At 30.7% G+C, this 14708-nt stretch carries 16 protein-coding genes; 2 read left to right on the top strand and 14 right to left on the bottom strand.

The genetic code is table 4. From position 1 onward, the window contains the following. Positions 1-117: 117 nt before the first annotated feature. From rpsR to ACNQ2T_RS02400, 7 genes are all read right to left on the bottom strand, one after another. Entirely contained in the window at positions 118-381 is a 264-nt protein-coding gene (rpsR, locus tag ACNQ2T_RS02430; RefSeq protein ID WP_416742023.1) for a 30S ribosomal protein S18, read from the bottom strand. A 14-nt stretch (positions 382-395) separates the two neighbouring features. Next, positions 396-959 carry a single-stranded DNA-binding protein gene (locus ACNQ2T_RS02425; protein WP_416755757.1) on the bottom strand — a complete coding sequence of 188 codons (564 nt, stop codon included), beginning with the start codon at positions 957-959 and terminating at the stop codon, positions 396-398. 22 nt (positions 960-981) lie between these two features. After that, entirely contained in the window at positions 982-1389 is a 408-nt protein-coding gene (gene rpsF, locus ACNQ2T_RS02420) for a 30S ribosomal protein S6 (protein WP_418006125.1), read from the bottom strand. Positions 1390-1581: 192 nt separating this feature from the next. Further along, entirely contained in the window at positions 1582-4683 is a 3102-nt protein-coding gene (locus tag ACNQ2T_RS02415) for a hypothetical protein (protein WP_418035893.1), read from the bottom strand. A 43-nt stretch (positions 4684-4726) separates the two neighbouring features. Further along, complete coding sequence (locus ACNQ2T_RS02410) at positions 4727-6004, bottom strand: lipoprotein 17-related variable surface protein (RefSeq protein ID WP_418035892.1); 1278 nt, start codon at positions 6002-6004, stop codon at positions 4727-4729. 29 nt (positions 6005-6033) lie between these two features. After that, positions 6034-6372, bottom strand: coding sequence for a 30S ribosome-binding factor RbfA (gene rbfA, locus ACNQ2T_RS02405; protein ID WP_416755750.1), 339 nt, complete (start codon positions 6370-6372; stop codon positions 6034-6036). 76 nt (positions 6373-6448) lie between these two features. Continuing rightward, positions 6449-8215, bottom strand: a complete 1767-nt coding sequence (locus ACNQ2T_RS02400; RefSeq protein WP_418035891.1) for a hypothetical protein — start codon at positions 8213-8215, stop codon at positions 6449-6451. Between the two features lie 474 nt (positions 8216-8689). Here ACNQ2T_RS02400 and ACNQ2T_RS02395 point away from each other — a divergent pair, with 474 nt between their 5' ends. Continuing rightward, a complete protein-coding gene (locus ACNQ2T_RS02395; protein WP_416755748.1) occupies positions 8690-9544 on the top strand; it encodes a DegV family protein in 855 nt (284 codons plus the stop codon). Beyond that, positions 9544-9822: a hypothetical protein gene (locus ACNQ2T_RS02390; protein ID WP_416755746.1), complete on the top strand. Its 279-nt coding sequence runs from the start codon at positions 9544-9546 to the stop codon at positions 9820-9822. The genes ACNQ2T_RS02395 and ACNQ2T_RS02390 overlap by 1 nt, the downstream gene beginning before the upstream one ends. Here the strand turns inward: ACNQ2T_RS02390 and ACNQ2T_RS02385 are convergent. Genes ACNQ2T_RS02385 through ACNQ2T_RS02355 form a run of 7 tightly spaced genes read right to left on the bottom strand, consistent with a single transcriptional unit; the run spans position 9819 to position 14590 of the window. Next, entirely contained in the window at positions 9819-10637 is an 819-nt protein-coding gene (locus tag ACNQ2T_RS02385; protein WP_418035890.1) for a hypothetical protein, read from the bottom strand. The two genes, ACNQ2T_RS02390 and ACNQ2T_RS02385, sit on opposite strands and share 4 nt — an antisense overlap. Before the next feature lie 21 nt (positions 10638-10658). After that, positions 10659-11333: a CDP-diacylglycerol--glycerol-3-phosphate 3-phosphatidyltransferase gene (gene pgsA, locus ACNQ2T_RS02380; RefSeq protein ID WP_416755743.1), complete on the bottom strand. Its 675-nt coding sequence runs from the start codon at positions 11331-11333 to the stop codon at positions 10659-10661. Beyond that, positions 11302-11880 (bottom strand): MHJ_0274 family protein, encoded by a 579-nt coding sequence (locus ACNQ2T_RS02375; protein WP_418035889.1) that lies wholly within the window; start codon positions 11878-11880, stop codon positions 11302-11304. Before ACNQ2T_RS02375 ends, pgsA begins: the two co-directional genes overlap by 32 nt. A 12-nt stretch (positions 11881-11892) precedes the next feature. Further along, on the bottom strand, positions 11893-12216 hold the full coding sequence (locus tag ACNQ2T_RS02370) for a hypothetical protein (RefSeq protein WP_416742010.1): 324 nt from the start codon (positions 12214-12216) through the stop codon (positions 11893-11895). 9 nt (positions 12217-12225) lie between these two features. Beyond that, the gene (mgtE, locus tag ACNQ2T_RS02365) at positions 12226-13698 is read right to left on the bottom strand and encodes a magnesium transporter (RefSeq protein ID WP_416742009.1); all 1473 of its coding nucleotides are present in this window, start codon (positions 13696-13698) and stop codon (positions 12226-12228) included. Further along, positions 13698-14339: a diadenylate cyclase gene (locus ACNQ2T_RS02360; RefSeq protein WP_416742008.1), complete on the bottom strand. Its 642-nt coding sequence runs from the start codon at positions 14337-14339 to the stop codon at positions 13698-13700. Before ACNQ2T_RS02360 ends, mgtE begins: the two co-directional genes overlap by 1 nt. Continuing rightward, on the bottom strand, positions 14339-14590 hold the full coding sequence (locus ACNQ2T_RS02355) for a hypothetical protein (RefSeq protein WP_416742007.1): 252 nt from the start codon (positions 14588-14590) through the stop codon (positions 14339-14341). Before ACNQ2T_RS02355 ends, ACNQ2T_RS02360 begins: the two co-directional genes overlap by 1 nt. Positions 14591-14708 lie beyond the last annotated feature (118 nt).

Here is a 14708-nt window from a genome sequence, read left to right as displayed (position 1 = left end):
CATTGTCCCATGATATTTGTACCATTTAGTTGTCCCAAATATCTTTATTGATTCGAAATCATAAAAAAATCACAACCAGATGATTAGTTGTGATCAATTTAATACATTAAGTATATATTAGTTGCTTTTTGCTACACGTGGACGAACTACGTGGTAAGGCATTAAAGCGATAAATCTAGCTCTTTTAACTGCATTTGCTACTTTTCTTTGGTGTTTAGCACATGTACCTGTTGATGATTTAGCTTTGATTTGTCCTGTAGCTGTTACAAATTTGTTTAATAATTCAACATTTTTGTAGTCTACATATTCCATGTGGTTATCACAAAATTCGCATGATTTTCTTCTTCCGAAAGCTTTTTTGTTACGTTTAATGAAAGCCATAATTGTCTCCTTTATTAATCTAAATCATTTCCAAAGTCAAATAAGGCAGAAATGTCTTGTTCAACTTCATTTGATTTAGCTTCGTTATTGTTAATTTCAGTAGTTACATTTGGAGTTTGTTTCTTTTCAACAGATGAATAATCAATGTTTTCATTTCTGGTGTATGTACGTTGATTATTATTTGCTGGTGCATTGTTAAATGTTGGTGTAAAGCTATTATTTGCTACTGGTGCAGCGTTATTTCTCATATCGCGCACAGCTTTAGATTCAAGTGGCACTACACGTTCTACAGTAACATCTAGTGATCTAACTAATTGATTAGTTTGATTGCTATTGTATGTTGATGAATGTAATGAACCTTCAACTAAAATTAAGGCACCTTTAGGCAAGTTGTTGGCAATAAATTCAGCTGATTGTCTTCACGCTACTAGCGGAATAAAATCAGTGATATCATTGTTATTTCCAAAACTTGGTCTATTTACTGCAAGTGTTAATCTAACATATGCAATATTATTTGAGGTATGTGATAACTCAGGTGTACTGGTTATACGACCAACAAGTGTAATTTTGTTATACATGCTACTCCTTTAAAATGTAAAACTATTTTTCTGAGTTTTCTTTACGAACTCTAGGTTGACGTGGTTTTGCAACTCTTTCTTGAGCGTTGTTTGCGTCTTTTGTAACTCTTTTTCTTCCACGTGCTTTTGCTTTATCATCAGCTTTTTTATTAAATCCTTTTTCTGTATCAAGGTTAATAACTAGTACTCTTCAGATATCTTTAACGATATTTGAACGACGTGTAAATTCAGCAATTGCATTTCCTTCAGCTTCAACTAAAGCTAAAACGTATTGAGCGTGTTTTGATTTGTTAATTTCGTAAGCAAGTTCGTTCTTTTCAAGTTTTTCAACTTTAGAAACACCTTTTCCAAAAACTTCTGTTAATAAATCGTTTAAAACTTTAACATCAGCTTTAGGGTTTACGATTGACATAATTTCGTATTTGTTCATTTTTTCTCCTTATGGTCATTTCTGGGCTATATTAGCCAAGGAGTATTGCTATATACTCTTGTATATTATACAAGAGATATTATTTTTCATTTGCCTTGATTATTTTTTTAAACAACTATGGCATAGGCATTTTATAAATAATTTATCAAATAAAGAAAATATAGCACGGTTAAATGCTATATTTCTAATTTGTTATTGTAATACAAATGTTTGAACAACATCTACAAACTTATTATTAATTTTTTGTTGATATTTAACTGTTAAAGTTTTCTTTTTAGCATCAAATTCACCATCTAGATAGTAAATTTTACTTTTTCCTTTTGGTTTTGAAATTTTGTCAAAACTAATATTATCTTTTGAGATGCTGTCAGCAAATTTTAGTATTTCATTGTCAGTAGTTCCACCACTTGCTATTCCATAAGTATTTGTGTTTTTATAATATTGAAAAATATTTTTTGGATGTTTTTTCATTTTTTCATTTACATTTTTGAATGTTGCATCTTTTCCAAGAACAAATGCTGTACCTTCAGTTACACTAACTTCTGGAGAAGGAGTAACTGGTTGAGGTTTAGGTTCTGGTTTTGGTGCATTTTGTTTTAAGCCTTCTAGCACAATAACAAATGTACCAACTTGATCTTTTGCTTTGCTTTCATCAGTAGTTTGAGTATTTGGAGAAGCTAGCATGTAAAGAGCATTTGGTTTAGTAATTGTGTCAAATGTTACTGTTACTAATAATTTTCCTTCAGCATCTACTGCTTCAACTTTTGTAACTCTTCCATTCATTTTTGCAAGCATATCTGCTGTAATAACAAATTTATCAGCTTCATTTGATCCAACTAATGTGACTTCTTTTGTAGCTAAGACAATTTGTTCTGCACTAATTTCGGATGGAAGCACTTGGTCTAATGCTTTTCCTAATTTTGCGACAGTTTTTTCTACATCTACAACATATGGCTTATTAGCACCATGTCCATAGAAGTTTGAAATAGCTTTGGCAGAAAGCACTGGAGTTGGTAATTCATTTACAGTTACTTTACTTGCTTCTGATGAAGTATCACTTTTATCTTTATAAGCAAAAATGTAATCTCTAGAATATTTATCTAAGTATATTACAGGTTCTAAAACAGCGCTTTGTGTTTTAGGATCACTTGAAATAATGTTGTTATCAACTTTAATTTCTACACTGCCTTGTGGTGAAACAGCTTCTACAAGGGCTAATTTCTTTAGACTGTTTTCTTCATATGTACCATTTAAGAATTTGTAAGCCTTTGTCATTCCTTTTGTGGTATCAGGTTGAATTTTAACTTGAGCTTTATTTATATTAGCAACAGGTTTGATTTCTAAAGTTTTAAAGATTTCATCAGCACTAGCTTTTGAAATAAATCCAGCTACATCATAAGTTTTTTCAATTGTCTTAGTATCGCTGGCATCTTTTTTAGATGTAACCTTAATGGTGTATGTAATTTCATTAATTCCATTTAGCATTTTGGCTTTTAAAGCTTCTTTTGCTTCTGGGCTTAATGCAGAGTTATCACTTAAAGCATCTGCATAGAAAACTGGATCAAGTGCTTCAATGGTATAGTCTTTATTTTCAGCAAATTTAGGAGCAACAAAGTCTTCATCTGTTGCACTAAAAGCTGTTTTCTTACTTGCAGCTTCCACTAGAGTTGGAACTGCATTTCCCATAAGAGCTTCGATTTCAGCTTGGTCTAATTCAGCTGCTTTTTTGATTTCATCTTTCTTTAATTTTAAATTATCAACTAAAGTTGCAAGGTTCATTGTTTCTTTAACTAATAATTCTAAGTTTGATTGTACTGAAGCTTCTAATGCTTCATATTTAGCTTTTAAGACAGCTTTAACAGCATCATAATCTGTATCTTTAGGTAAAAGTTCATGTGCTTTTTTAGCTGCTGCTGCTTTCATTTCAGGTAAAAATCCTTGAATAGTTGCAAGTGCTGCTACTGGAGATTCACCTGATTTAATTTTGATTGCTTTTGCTTTTTGAGCAATAGCTGTGATTTGATTTTTAAAGAAATCACTCATTCCAGCACTTAACGCTTCTAAATTAGCTACATTCTTAGTGCTGTCATTTGTTTTTAATGTGTCAAATACTGCTTTAGCCACTTGACCAAAGTCGTCTGCTTTAGCAGTAAGAACATTTGCTATATCTTCAATAATTGCATTCATTTTGTCTGCATTAATGAAGTCTTTAATTGTGTTTATCCCGGTTTCAGATTTTAAATTGATTGCGTTTTGTAATGCGTCTACTAGTACTTTATTTAGAACTAAAGCTACTTGGTTATAGATGTTTGCTACCTTTTCGTTTTCACTTGCTGGTAGTACACCTTCAACAGCCTTAAGTACTCCTAAACTTTCTTTTTCTAGACCTTTAGCTACAGTTGCTGCATAGATAGAAATTAATTGTTTTTGTTCTTCAGATAAAGCATTTGCTTCACTGTTAAGAACTTCATTATAACTTGCTGCAACTGGTGCTAAGATACTACGAGCTACTTCTGGCGCACTTTTGCCAGCTGGAGTAACTGGTGTTGGTTCTGGGTTAGGTTTTGGTTGAGGTGTAGGTTCTGGTGTTGGATCAGGTTGAGGTGTTGGGCTAACTGCTTGGAATTTAATTTGAGCTGTTTTTACTTTTGAAAATGCAAAAACACCTTTGTCTAACTTCTTATTAACTCTAAATTTAAAGCTAATTGTTTTATTAGCAGCATCAACTTCCACTTTAATTTCTGCAGCCGGATCTGTTATTTGATCATCCCGAACAGTTTTAGTAATTAAGAATTCATCAGCAGCAGATAGACCTAATTTTGATTCTGAACTAAAGACTCTATCTGTTTTAGATGTTATTTTTTTGAAGTCATTTTTGCCACTACCACTCTTGTAGTTTAAGATTCCATCTTTAAAGTAGTATTTAATAGCTTTGTTGTTTTCTAAATATTTAAATAGTGCATCTATTTCTTTTTCATCAGTGATTGTTACAAATTTTGGTTCTGCTTGATCTAGTTGATCAATCGCACTTTGTTCAACTTTAGCAAAATCAGCTATAACAATGTCTTTTGTAACTTTGTCTTCTGGTTTTGTTTTATCAGCTAGTTCCACTGTAAAAGTAATTTTTCCTTCAGCATTATTTGCTTCCATTTTAGTTACTTTTACATCATATTTATTTGCATCAACTCCTGTGATTTGAGGTTTTACTTCAAAGGCTGAGGCATTAGCATGAGCTTTATATTTATTGCTGAATTCATCTAAAGCTAAGACTGCTTTATCTAATTCAGCTTTCAAAGCTGCTTTTGCAGCATCAGCTGAAGGAGTATCTGATCCCGGGTTAATTCCTCGGATTTTCTTTATTTTCAGGTTGAGATGTTTCAGAAGCTAATTTTAAATTATTAATTAAATCTCCTAAATTATTAGTTTTCTCAATTAATAATGTTAAATTGCTTTTTACTGAAGCTTCTAATGCTTCATATTTTGATTTAAGAATTGCTCTTACAGCCATGTATTCATTTTCATTTGTTAGTAAAGCATGAGCTTTGTTGACTGCAGCTGTCTTAAGTTCTGGTAATAAGTTTTTCATTTGACCTAGAGCAGCTGTTTGAGATGTTCCTTCTGCAAATGATAAGTCTTTAACTTTTTTAGCAATTTCTGCTACTTGTGTTTGGAAGAATGCTGTCATTTCAGTAACAAATGTATCTAATGTAGCAATGTTTTTTGTACTTTCTTCCATCTTTAATGATTCAAAGATTGATTTTCCAACATTAGCAATTGTTTCAGCATTTGCACTTAAAACATCAGCAACATCGTTTTTAATTTCACCCATTTTTGCAGGTGTTAAGTATGCTTTAATTTGTTCAATACCAGTTGTTTTTGCTTTTGTTTCAATAGCTTGTTTAAGCATGTTAACTAGTACATCATTTAATTTAGAAGCAACTTGTGTATATAATGTGGTTACAGTTGTATATTGAGCTTCAGGTAATACTCCTTCAACTGCTTTAAGCACACCAATAACTTGAGTTCCTAAACCTTTTTGAACTTCTGTAGAGTAAGTTTCAATTTTAGATACTTGGTCTGCACTTAATTTGTAATCTTTATTATCTACAATTGCTTTATATGCACTAGCAATGCTTGCATTAACAGCATTTTTAGCTGCTTCTTCATTTGTTGATGATACTGTTGGAGCAACATATTTAATTTTAAATCCATCAAATTTAGCTTCTAAAGTAACTTTTAAGTCTTTAAAGTTCTTTGATTGAATTGTATACTTAAATGTTAATGTTCCTTCTGCATCATTTGCAACAAGTTCAGGAACTTGTTTTGCTTTTGCATCATTTGTTGTATCAGATGTCTTAATTGCTACAGTAAATAATGATTTATTGTATCCTGCAAATATGATATCTGATGCTTTGATTGATGAAGCATATACTTCACTCTTATTGATTGTATCTGATAAAGATACTTGGATATTAGCTTTAGCTTGTTGTAATTTACTTTCTTGATCTTGATAATCTCTTTGGTTTTTGTAAATTACTGATGGAATTGCAACAGCAGCAGAACCGATTGCAAGCCCTCCAACTACAACTAATAAAAATTTTCCGACTTTTGACATTTAATTGTCCTTTCAACTTTTAATAAGTTTTATTTTTCATTTTTGATTGATGCAAGTATCTGTTCAATTTTTTGTCCATTTTTAGATACTTCATCTAAGTAAAAGTGTACGCTTGGTACTTTTCTTCAATCAAGTGATTGAGAAAGCACCTTTCTTACATATCCTGAGGCATTATTTAATGCTTCAAGTCCTTTTTGCTCATTGTTTAAAAATGAAACAAAAACTTTTACATGTGATAAGTCATTAGAAAGCGATACATCCATGACTACTGGATCAATTACATTAGTATTAGTGATATCGTTAGCTACAATATCAGCAATTAACTGTTGTAATCTCGCTTCTTTTCTTTTTAAATTGATTTCATTCATATTTTAATTATAAATGTTTTTTAGTTAAATAGCCTAGAACAATAGCCTTTTTTGTAAATTAGGGTATTTTTCCATTCTAACCTAATGTTATGGTTTGTTTATAATATTTGCCAGGTTGGTCACTAAGCATATATTTAACTACAAGTTGCTTGTTTGTTTCATCTAAACTAGCATCTAAGAATTTATTCTTCCCTTTTGGGTTAGTGGTTAAAATATTTTCCATATTTAAGCCACTATCTGCTTTTAAAGTAAGCACTTTATTACTTTTGTTTTGTGAATTAGCTGTAATTCCTCAAAATAGTCCTTCTTTTTTAGTTTCATATCTTTGCAAAGCTCCACCTTTACTTAAAAATTTATCTTTTTTGCCATTTCATAAATTAAGAATAGTTTCAAAATTCATTTCAGGGTTTAAATCAAAAATAGCTTTTTCTTCATAAACTGATTCTTCTACAGCTTTAGGAGCTTTAAATCCAGCTTTTTTAACCACAAAAGTTCCTGTCTTGAATTGATTTGGATCTTGACTTTGTTCAATACCTTTTCCTAAATATATTGTGCCATTTGGATCGTTACTTGGAATGGTATTAAATTCAAATGTTACATATAGGCTTCCTTCTTTTTCGTTTACTTTTAGTTCACTAATGTGTAAGTTAGATTTAGTTACAAAATCAGATGTTACATCAAACTTATCATATGGGTTATTAAGTCTGCTTTGCACACTGGTATGATTAATATCTAAAGCTTGAGTTAGCATCTCAACAGTTACATCTTTAGGATCAATTTCATCAAGTTTCTTTCCAGCTAATTCTTCAAGTTTTGCTTTAGAAAAACCAATCGCTTGATTTAGATTGTAATTAGTTGCAATAGCAAGCGCTGATAAAGCACGAGATGGTAAGTTGTTAAATAGTATTGAAGTATTTTGGTCGTCTTCAACATATTGTTTACCATTGCGATATGCAAAAAATGTATTAATAGACTTATCATCTAAATATAAGAATGGTTCAATTCTTAATTCATTCTTTGCAGGGTTGACAGCTAGCTTATTGTATTCATATGAAGCTTTTGCTAGCGTTCCTTCATTTTTAACACTGATAGCTTTATTTACAGATTTTGGATAGTAGGCTCCATAGATAAATTTATAAGAGTTATTGGTATTTTTGAATTCTTCTCTTGTGCTATCAATGTCAATTTCTAGCTGACTTTTATCAATTACATAATTATCATTAGCTAATAAATTCAATGAATTTGCAAAAATTTCATTAGCTTTTGCCTCTGAAATATAGCCAGCTAATTGATATGATGTAGTAAATTCTTTAGCTACGCTTGCATCTGCTTTTGAAGCCACCTTAAAGCGATAATCAACTTTCATTTTTCCTTGTTTGAGTCAATCATCAAAGCGTCCAAGTCTTTCTTTATCATCTGGCATGCTAATAGATACTATTGAAACTGCCTCTGTTTCACTTGGATTAAATTCAATATCTTTTAAGTCTTCCACTTGAGCTACTCAAGCTGTTTTCTTTTCAAAAACTTCATCTTTCAATGTAGGTGCATGTTTTATATATTTATTAACTAATGCATCATTGTCTAAGGCTAAAAAGTCTTTATTGATAGCAACACTAGTTGTTTTGTCTTTGCCATTTGTATTTCCTGGTTCTGTGCCTTGTTGTGGATCTTTTGTCCCACCTTGAGTTGCTGGGCTTGGTGTTTCTTTATTAATTGGATCCGTTGTTTGCTTGTCATCTTGCTTAGTGGTTTTAGCATCATTATGACACTGTGTAGCCACTAATGGTAAAGTACTTAAACAAACTCCTGACATAGATATAAGTAGTAATTTAATTTTTTTCATATTCCTCCATAATTTATAACATTCAATTATATTAATTACTATATAGAAAGGCAGGAAACAGTCAAAAATAAGCAAGATTTGTGGAAATTTCCACAAAATGTGGAATGTGGAAAAAAAGCCATCTTGTTGCCAAGATGACTTATATCCTCTGTTTTGTCTTGCTACTTATGTAGCAAAAATATTTTACCACATCACAGCTAACAACAGGCTGAATTTTTATTTTTTTTAGCTCTATTTCATAGGAGTTTTAAACTTAAAATTCAGTTATTTTACTAGACAAAAGACTATTTATTTTTACTAATTTCAAAATCCAAGCTAAATCCAATTCTACTTGTTCTATAAGTATTTTATTGGTAAAAATGTGCTTAGTTTTTAAGCAAATTATACTTATATGGCTATATCATAGTGTTTTTAGCTAGGTGGGCTAAAAAAATTAGGGCAATAAATTTTTGCTTTTTCTTATATAATTAAAGCATGAAAAAATTAGGAATTATTTTAGACTCATTTAGTGGTCTATATCAAGAAGAAGCTGAACAAGCTGGATTTAAATTTATTCCATTGCAAGTTGATCTTGATGGAATTGTATATCAAGATGGATTAGAAGATAAAATGACTGTGCTAGAAAAGCTTTCTAAAGCTAATAGTTTTAAGTCTTCTAGCCCTAGATTAGAAATAATTAACAATATTGTAAAAGAAGCAAGTGAAGAGTTTGATGAAGTTATTTACCTTGGAATTCACCCAGGATTAAGCTCAACATCAAGCCATGTTCGTACAGTAGCAAATGATTATAAAAATGTTTATGTGTTTGAAAACCACTGAAGTGGAATTCAACTAGTAAATGCTGCTAAATATGCTTTAAAACTTTATAAAGATGGCTTATCAATGAAAGAAATCTTTGATTTATTACAAAAAATTAATGATTCTTCAGCTACTTATTTAGTACCATTTGACATGAAATACATGATTCAAGGTGGAAGATTACATGGTGTTAAAAAATTCATCATGACTAAAATTAGTTTACTTCCAATCTTAGAATATACAACCGATGGAAAAGTAAGCCCTGTATTCTTAAAACGTACAGCTAATGGAGCCATTGCTAAAGCTATTGAAAAAGCATACTTCTTCCATGAAGGTGAAGATTTAGCTAACTATGAATTTAACTGAATGCATGGAATGGATCTCAATGTCAATGCTGAAGTATTAAAACAATGTGCTGAATTAGATATTAAACTAGCACATGAACAAATTACTTCAAGCGTTATTGCAATCCACACAGGTCCACAAGCCTTTGCTATCACAGTGATGCCAAAGCTTAACTTAGAAGACTAATGGCTAAACAAGCAACTAGTAAAAGTAAGAAACCTAAAAAGTCAAAACATGCAGCTTTAAAAGCTGAAATGGAATGTAATAGTACCACATCACTGAATGATAAACGTTTTACCAAACTTGTTGATAGTATTATTATCGAAAATCAACAAGATGAATTTGAAATAAAAAAATATCGCAAGAATAAGTGAGCTTATTTCCTTGCGATAGGTTCAATTATTTTAATCATTGCTTTAGTTGTAATTATTATCCTAGCTATCATTTATAAATGAGCTGGTTAATGAATAAATAAAGCAGAATTATGATTAATTGGCAACTCAACATAAACTAGAGAAACTAGTGCTGTTGAAATTATATAAGCTAATGCAACAAACAATATGTAAGTTGTGTTAGCTTTTATTTTATCTCTATCATAGAAGAGTGAAACTATATAAGATCCGGTTGAAACATAAATGTTAGTTGGGAATGATAAGCGTAACATTCAAGAAGCAGCTAATAAGATTAAATAAGTTAATAGTCCTGTATAGGTAGAAGATAAAATATAGTTATTACTTTTCTTGTTGATAACATATTGAATAATAAAGGTTAATAAGGTAAAAATAAAGATAAAGCCAGTATCTCAGCTTAATTCCTTGCTTTGAATTAAGGCTACATTCTTATATGAGTTGTTTAAGTGCACATTATTACGTTTAATTCAAGCTCATAGCAATCCTCCAATAATTCCACCAATAAAGTGGCCTAAAATAATTAGTCAAATATTAGCGACATGGATTTGAGTCTTAATTGGGTTAAAAACATAGGTAAAGACATAAAATAGTGTAACCATTGGGTTAACTATAGGAGGGATACTGTTATTAATCTTTAAGTATATTGCTCTTGGCTCAAAAATTTGGGCCAGTATTCTTAAAATGGCAAATGAAATAAAGGCTGAAGATAAAGTTGCTAATGCATAAAAGAAGGCATAAGTGAAATTTCTACGTTTATACTTTTTAGCAAAGTGGGTGCATAAAAAAGACATAAGTGTTAAAAACGCAACACTTATGAGTTCTGCTATAAAGAATTCTCAAATAAAGTTATTGGTTAATAAATATTGCACTTATGTCTCCTGAATAATTAATTATTTTTTATTCACTTGGGTTTTTGAATTTTGTCTCATGTGTTTTGATCCCTTAGTTACATAAATAATTCCTGAAACTACGCTTAAGATTAAAGCAACGTAAATTGGGATGTTTAAAACATACATGAAGTGGTATTGTGTAATAAAGTTTGTGTATGGTAATCAAATTAGCATTAATAATGTAACGCAAATTCCAATTGATAAAATTAAAGTTTTAATTTTTCCAAGTTTACCAGCTGCAACTGAAACTCCAATTTTAGCTAGAAACATTCTAACACCATCTACAATAATATCACGTAAGATAAAGATAGCTACTGCTCAGAATGGAAGTACGTTAATAACTCCAAAATAAATGAGCACTAAATTAGTCATCACTTTGTCAGCGATTGGATCTCAAACAATTCCAAAGTCAGTGACTAAATTTTGCTTACGAGCAATTTTTCCATCAAAGAAATCTGTAATCATTGCTGCTGCAAAGATTGCTAAAATAAATCCTGTAATTAATGAGAAAGCAATTTTAAATCCGGTTTCATGTAAATTAGCTAAATTTCCACCAAATTCAGAACCTCTTGATAATGTATAGTAACCAGCAATCATTAATAAGAAAGCTGGAATAACTAAAATTAAGCGAAGTAAAGTAAGCTTATTTGGTTTGTTCATTGTTTTCAAACTCATTCTTGTACACTCCTCTAATTTTTTCTTTAATATCATTTTCATCCTTAAATAAGGATTCAATTTCTGTTTTATTGAATTCTTCTACTTTTTTTGCAAACTTTTCAGGTGCTGCTGCGAAGTATTTAATATATTTAACACCTTTTTTGTCTCATAAATTAGCGTTTAAGTCTCTTAAAGCTACTAAGTTATGTTCAAGCTCATGATATTCTGCTGAAGGAATTTCTTTTATATAATCACGGAATTCAGGTGATTTGTATAATGATAGTACAACATTACGAGTATTTTTATTAATTTCTCCCATTGAATATTTTCCAATACTTGGAACAAATTCATCTAGTGTTGCACGATTTAGAACAACTAATTCATTGATCATGATAGATAATTCATAAGCATAAACTGCAGCATTTTTGCTAATTTCCACCATTTGGGCAGCTGCTTTCTTTTTTAAACGCTTGTCTTTGATGTATTGGTATAGGATTCAACCAATAAATAACACCATTACGACAGCAAATAGTATCCAAATACCTATTGTGGCATTCATTTCCATATTTTTTCTCCTCTATTTAGTTATTTTTAATACTCATTTTGAGTCTTTTTTCACCACGAATTGCTTCATGATTTCATCAAGTTGTTCTTCAGAATAAGTTATTCCTTGAATCATTGCTGTATATAAATAATTTGAATATCCTTTAAAATCAAAGGTTGCTTTAGGAGTTACTTCAGTGTATAAAATTTTTCCACCTTCTGATAAAGATTCAGATATAGTAACTTCTGTATCAGCAACTTCTTGCTTAATTTGTGTTAGATATTCTTTCATGTCAGCCTTAGCTCTTAAATAATTTTCAGCCAATAGCTTAACTCTTTCAACGTCTGCTACTTTCATTTAATCTCCTTATATTCAACACATAAAGTGTGCGAATGCTAAGACCCCAATGTTTAATCCAAAGAAGATTAAAGTAGAAATAGCATCACTTAATGTGGCTAAAATTGGTGCTGACATAACAGCTGGGTCTTTTTTATGTTTAATTGCTACAAGTGGAATTACTGTTCCTAAGAATTTAGCAAAAATAACTACTACAAAAAGTGAAATTGAACTAGCTAGAATAATGAAGGAAATTGGACCTCAACTTGCTTCTGTTCCATCACCATTGTCTCTAAAGCTTGGGATTGCGAAATAAATATAAAGTCTAGCTACATTAACTAGGAATAAAATTGAACCAATTACAGCTCCAACTGAAATTTCCTTACGGATAACTTTTCAAATATCTTTATGTTCAATTTCACCCAAAGCACTAGCCCGGGTAATAGTAGTTGATGATTGTGAACCAGCATTACCAGCTGACCCAGAAATAATTGGAATTAGTCCAACTATAATCCCGGTTGATACTGCTACACCTAAGCCTTTAATAAAGTTTTCTGAGATATTTGAAAATTGTTGAATGATGTATTGAGAAAAGGTAGCTGAAATCATTAGAATAATTAGTCAAACTACCCGTGATTTAACTATTTGTAATAGTTTGGTTTTTAGATAACTTTCTTCAGCAGCTTCAGGATTAATACCAGCAAGCTTATACATATCTTCAGTTGCTTGTTCTTGAATAACATCAATAACTGCATCAGAAGAAATCATCCCAATTAGACGATTATCTGCTGAAACAACTGGAAGAGTTGATCTATCGTGATCCGCAAAGATGTTAGCTGCTTCTTCTTTGTTATCGTATGGGTGCACTGTAGCAACTGCGTTATATAAATTATCTAGTGTTTCATTTTCATCATCAGCAAAGACTAATTCTTCTAAAGTAATATCCCCAACTAAGAAACCATCTTCATCTGTGATATAGAAGTTGTGGCTAAGTTCAATATTGCTCTTATAGTCTTTCTTAATCTTTCTGATTGCTTTTTTAGCACTTCAGGTGTCATTTAAGACAGAAAGATCCACTGACATAATGCTTCCTACATGTTCATCATCATATGAAAGCAAGTTATTTAATTTAGCTCTTTTTTCATCTGGAGTTTGAGCTAGTATTTTTTTAGTAAAGTTAACTGGTAAGTCTTCTAAAACGTCAACCAACTCGTCACTTTCTAGATCTTGAAGAATTTTCATTCCTCAATCTTCAGTAAATGATTTAGCAAGGTTAACTTTAGTGGTATCTTCTAAATAAGAAAATACTTCAGCTGCTTCTGCTGTTTTTAAGACTCTTAAAACATATAGTTGTTCTTCAGCAGTTAAGCTTTCAACTGCTTCAGCAAAATCTGCATATGGGTATTCTTCGCACAATTCACGAACTGCAATAATTTTCTTTTCTTTAATTAATTCAACTAAATCATTAATTAAAGTTTCTTTTACTTCAGGAGTAAATTCCATTATTGTTCTTTCAAGTACTTAATTAATTGTTCTTGGAATTGTTCGAGTTTAACTGGTTGTATTATGCTTCCTTTAAGGATTTTAATACTTCCATCTTCTTCAGATACTACCACTGTAGTAGCATCACATTGTTCTGAAATTCCCATTGCTGCTCTATGGCGTGAGCCATATTTTGAGTCTACACTTTTACGTGTGATTTTGTAAAAAGTAGCTGCATAATAAATTTTATTATCTCTAATAACTACAGCTCCATCATGTAATGGACTAGTCTTATTAAAGATTGCAATTAGTAAAGAACTTGAAATGTTTGAATTAAGTACAACACCATCAGTTCTTAAGTTATCAATATTGTCATTATTTTCAATAGTGATTAATGCACCTATTTTGTTCTTTGAAAAATATTCGACACTTTCTCTTAATTGGTTGATTAAACGAATTTGACTGCTTTTTCCTAATTTTTCATATTTAGTCTTTTTAATCTTTGAAGCCACAAAGCTATAAATATGTGGCCATAAGTAAAGACCTAAAATGATAAATGCTACAACTAAAACGATTGAAGCAATTACGATTAAAGCAGTAATTGATTGGCTTGAAACTGTAATTTCATTTTTGCTTACAGCTTCAGCAAAATATTTAACCACTATAACCCCTTAACTAAGTAAGCAATTAAGATAATAAGTATCATTACACTCAGTGCAACTGTTGCACCTAGAAGATTAAGAAATAAATCTCGCTTATATCAAGGCAACGCCTTTTGAGATGTCTTATATTCTTCCTTTTCATTTTCTTTTTGAGCGGAAAGAATGGCGTGTTGAATTTCTTGTTTACGGAATTCAACTAAATCAATATATTTTGTTTTTTTGGTTTCATTTGTTGTCTTTTCTGTGTCCATAAAACGCCTCCTTCTTTGTTTATTTAAATTTTAAATTTTTTTATTAAAAATAAAAACATTTAAATAAAAAGTTTATTTCATCAAGAATTTCGACTTATTTACATAAATTCACCATTTG

Source organism: Mycoplasma haliaeeti (assembly GCF_048284645.1).
GTDB lineage: Bacteria > Bacillota_I > Bacilli_A > Mycoplasmatales > Metamycoplasmataceae > Mycoplasmopsis.
The sequence above is the reverse complement of the archived record's forward strand: the minus strand, read 5'-3'. Positions and strand labels throughout refer to the sequence as shown.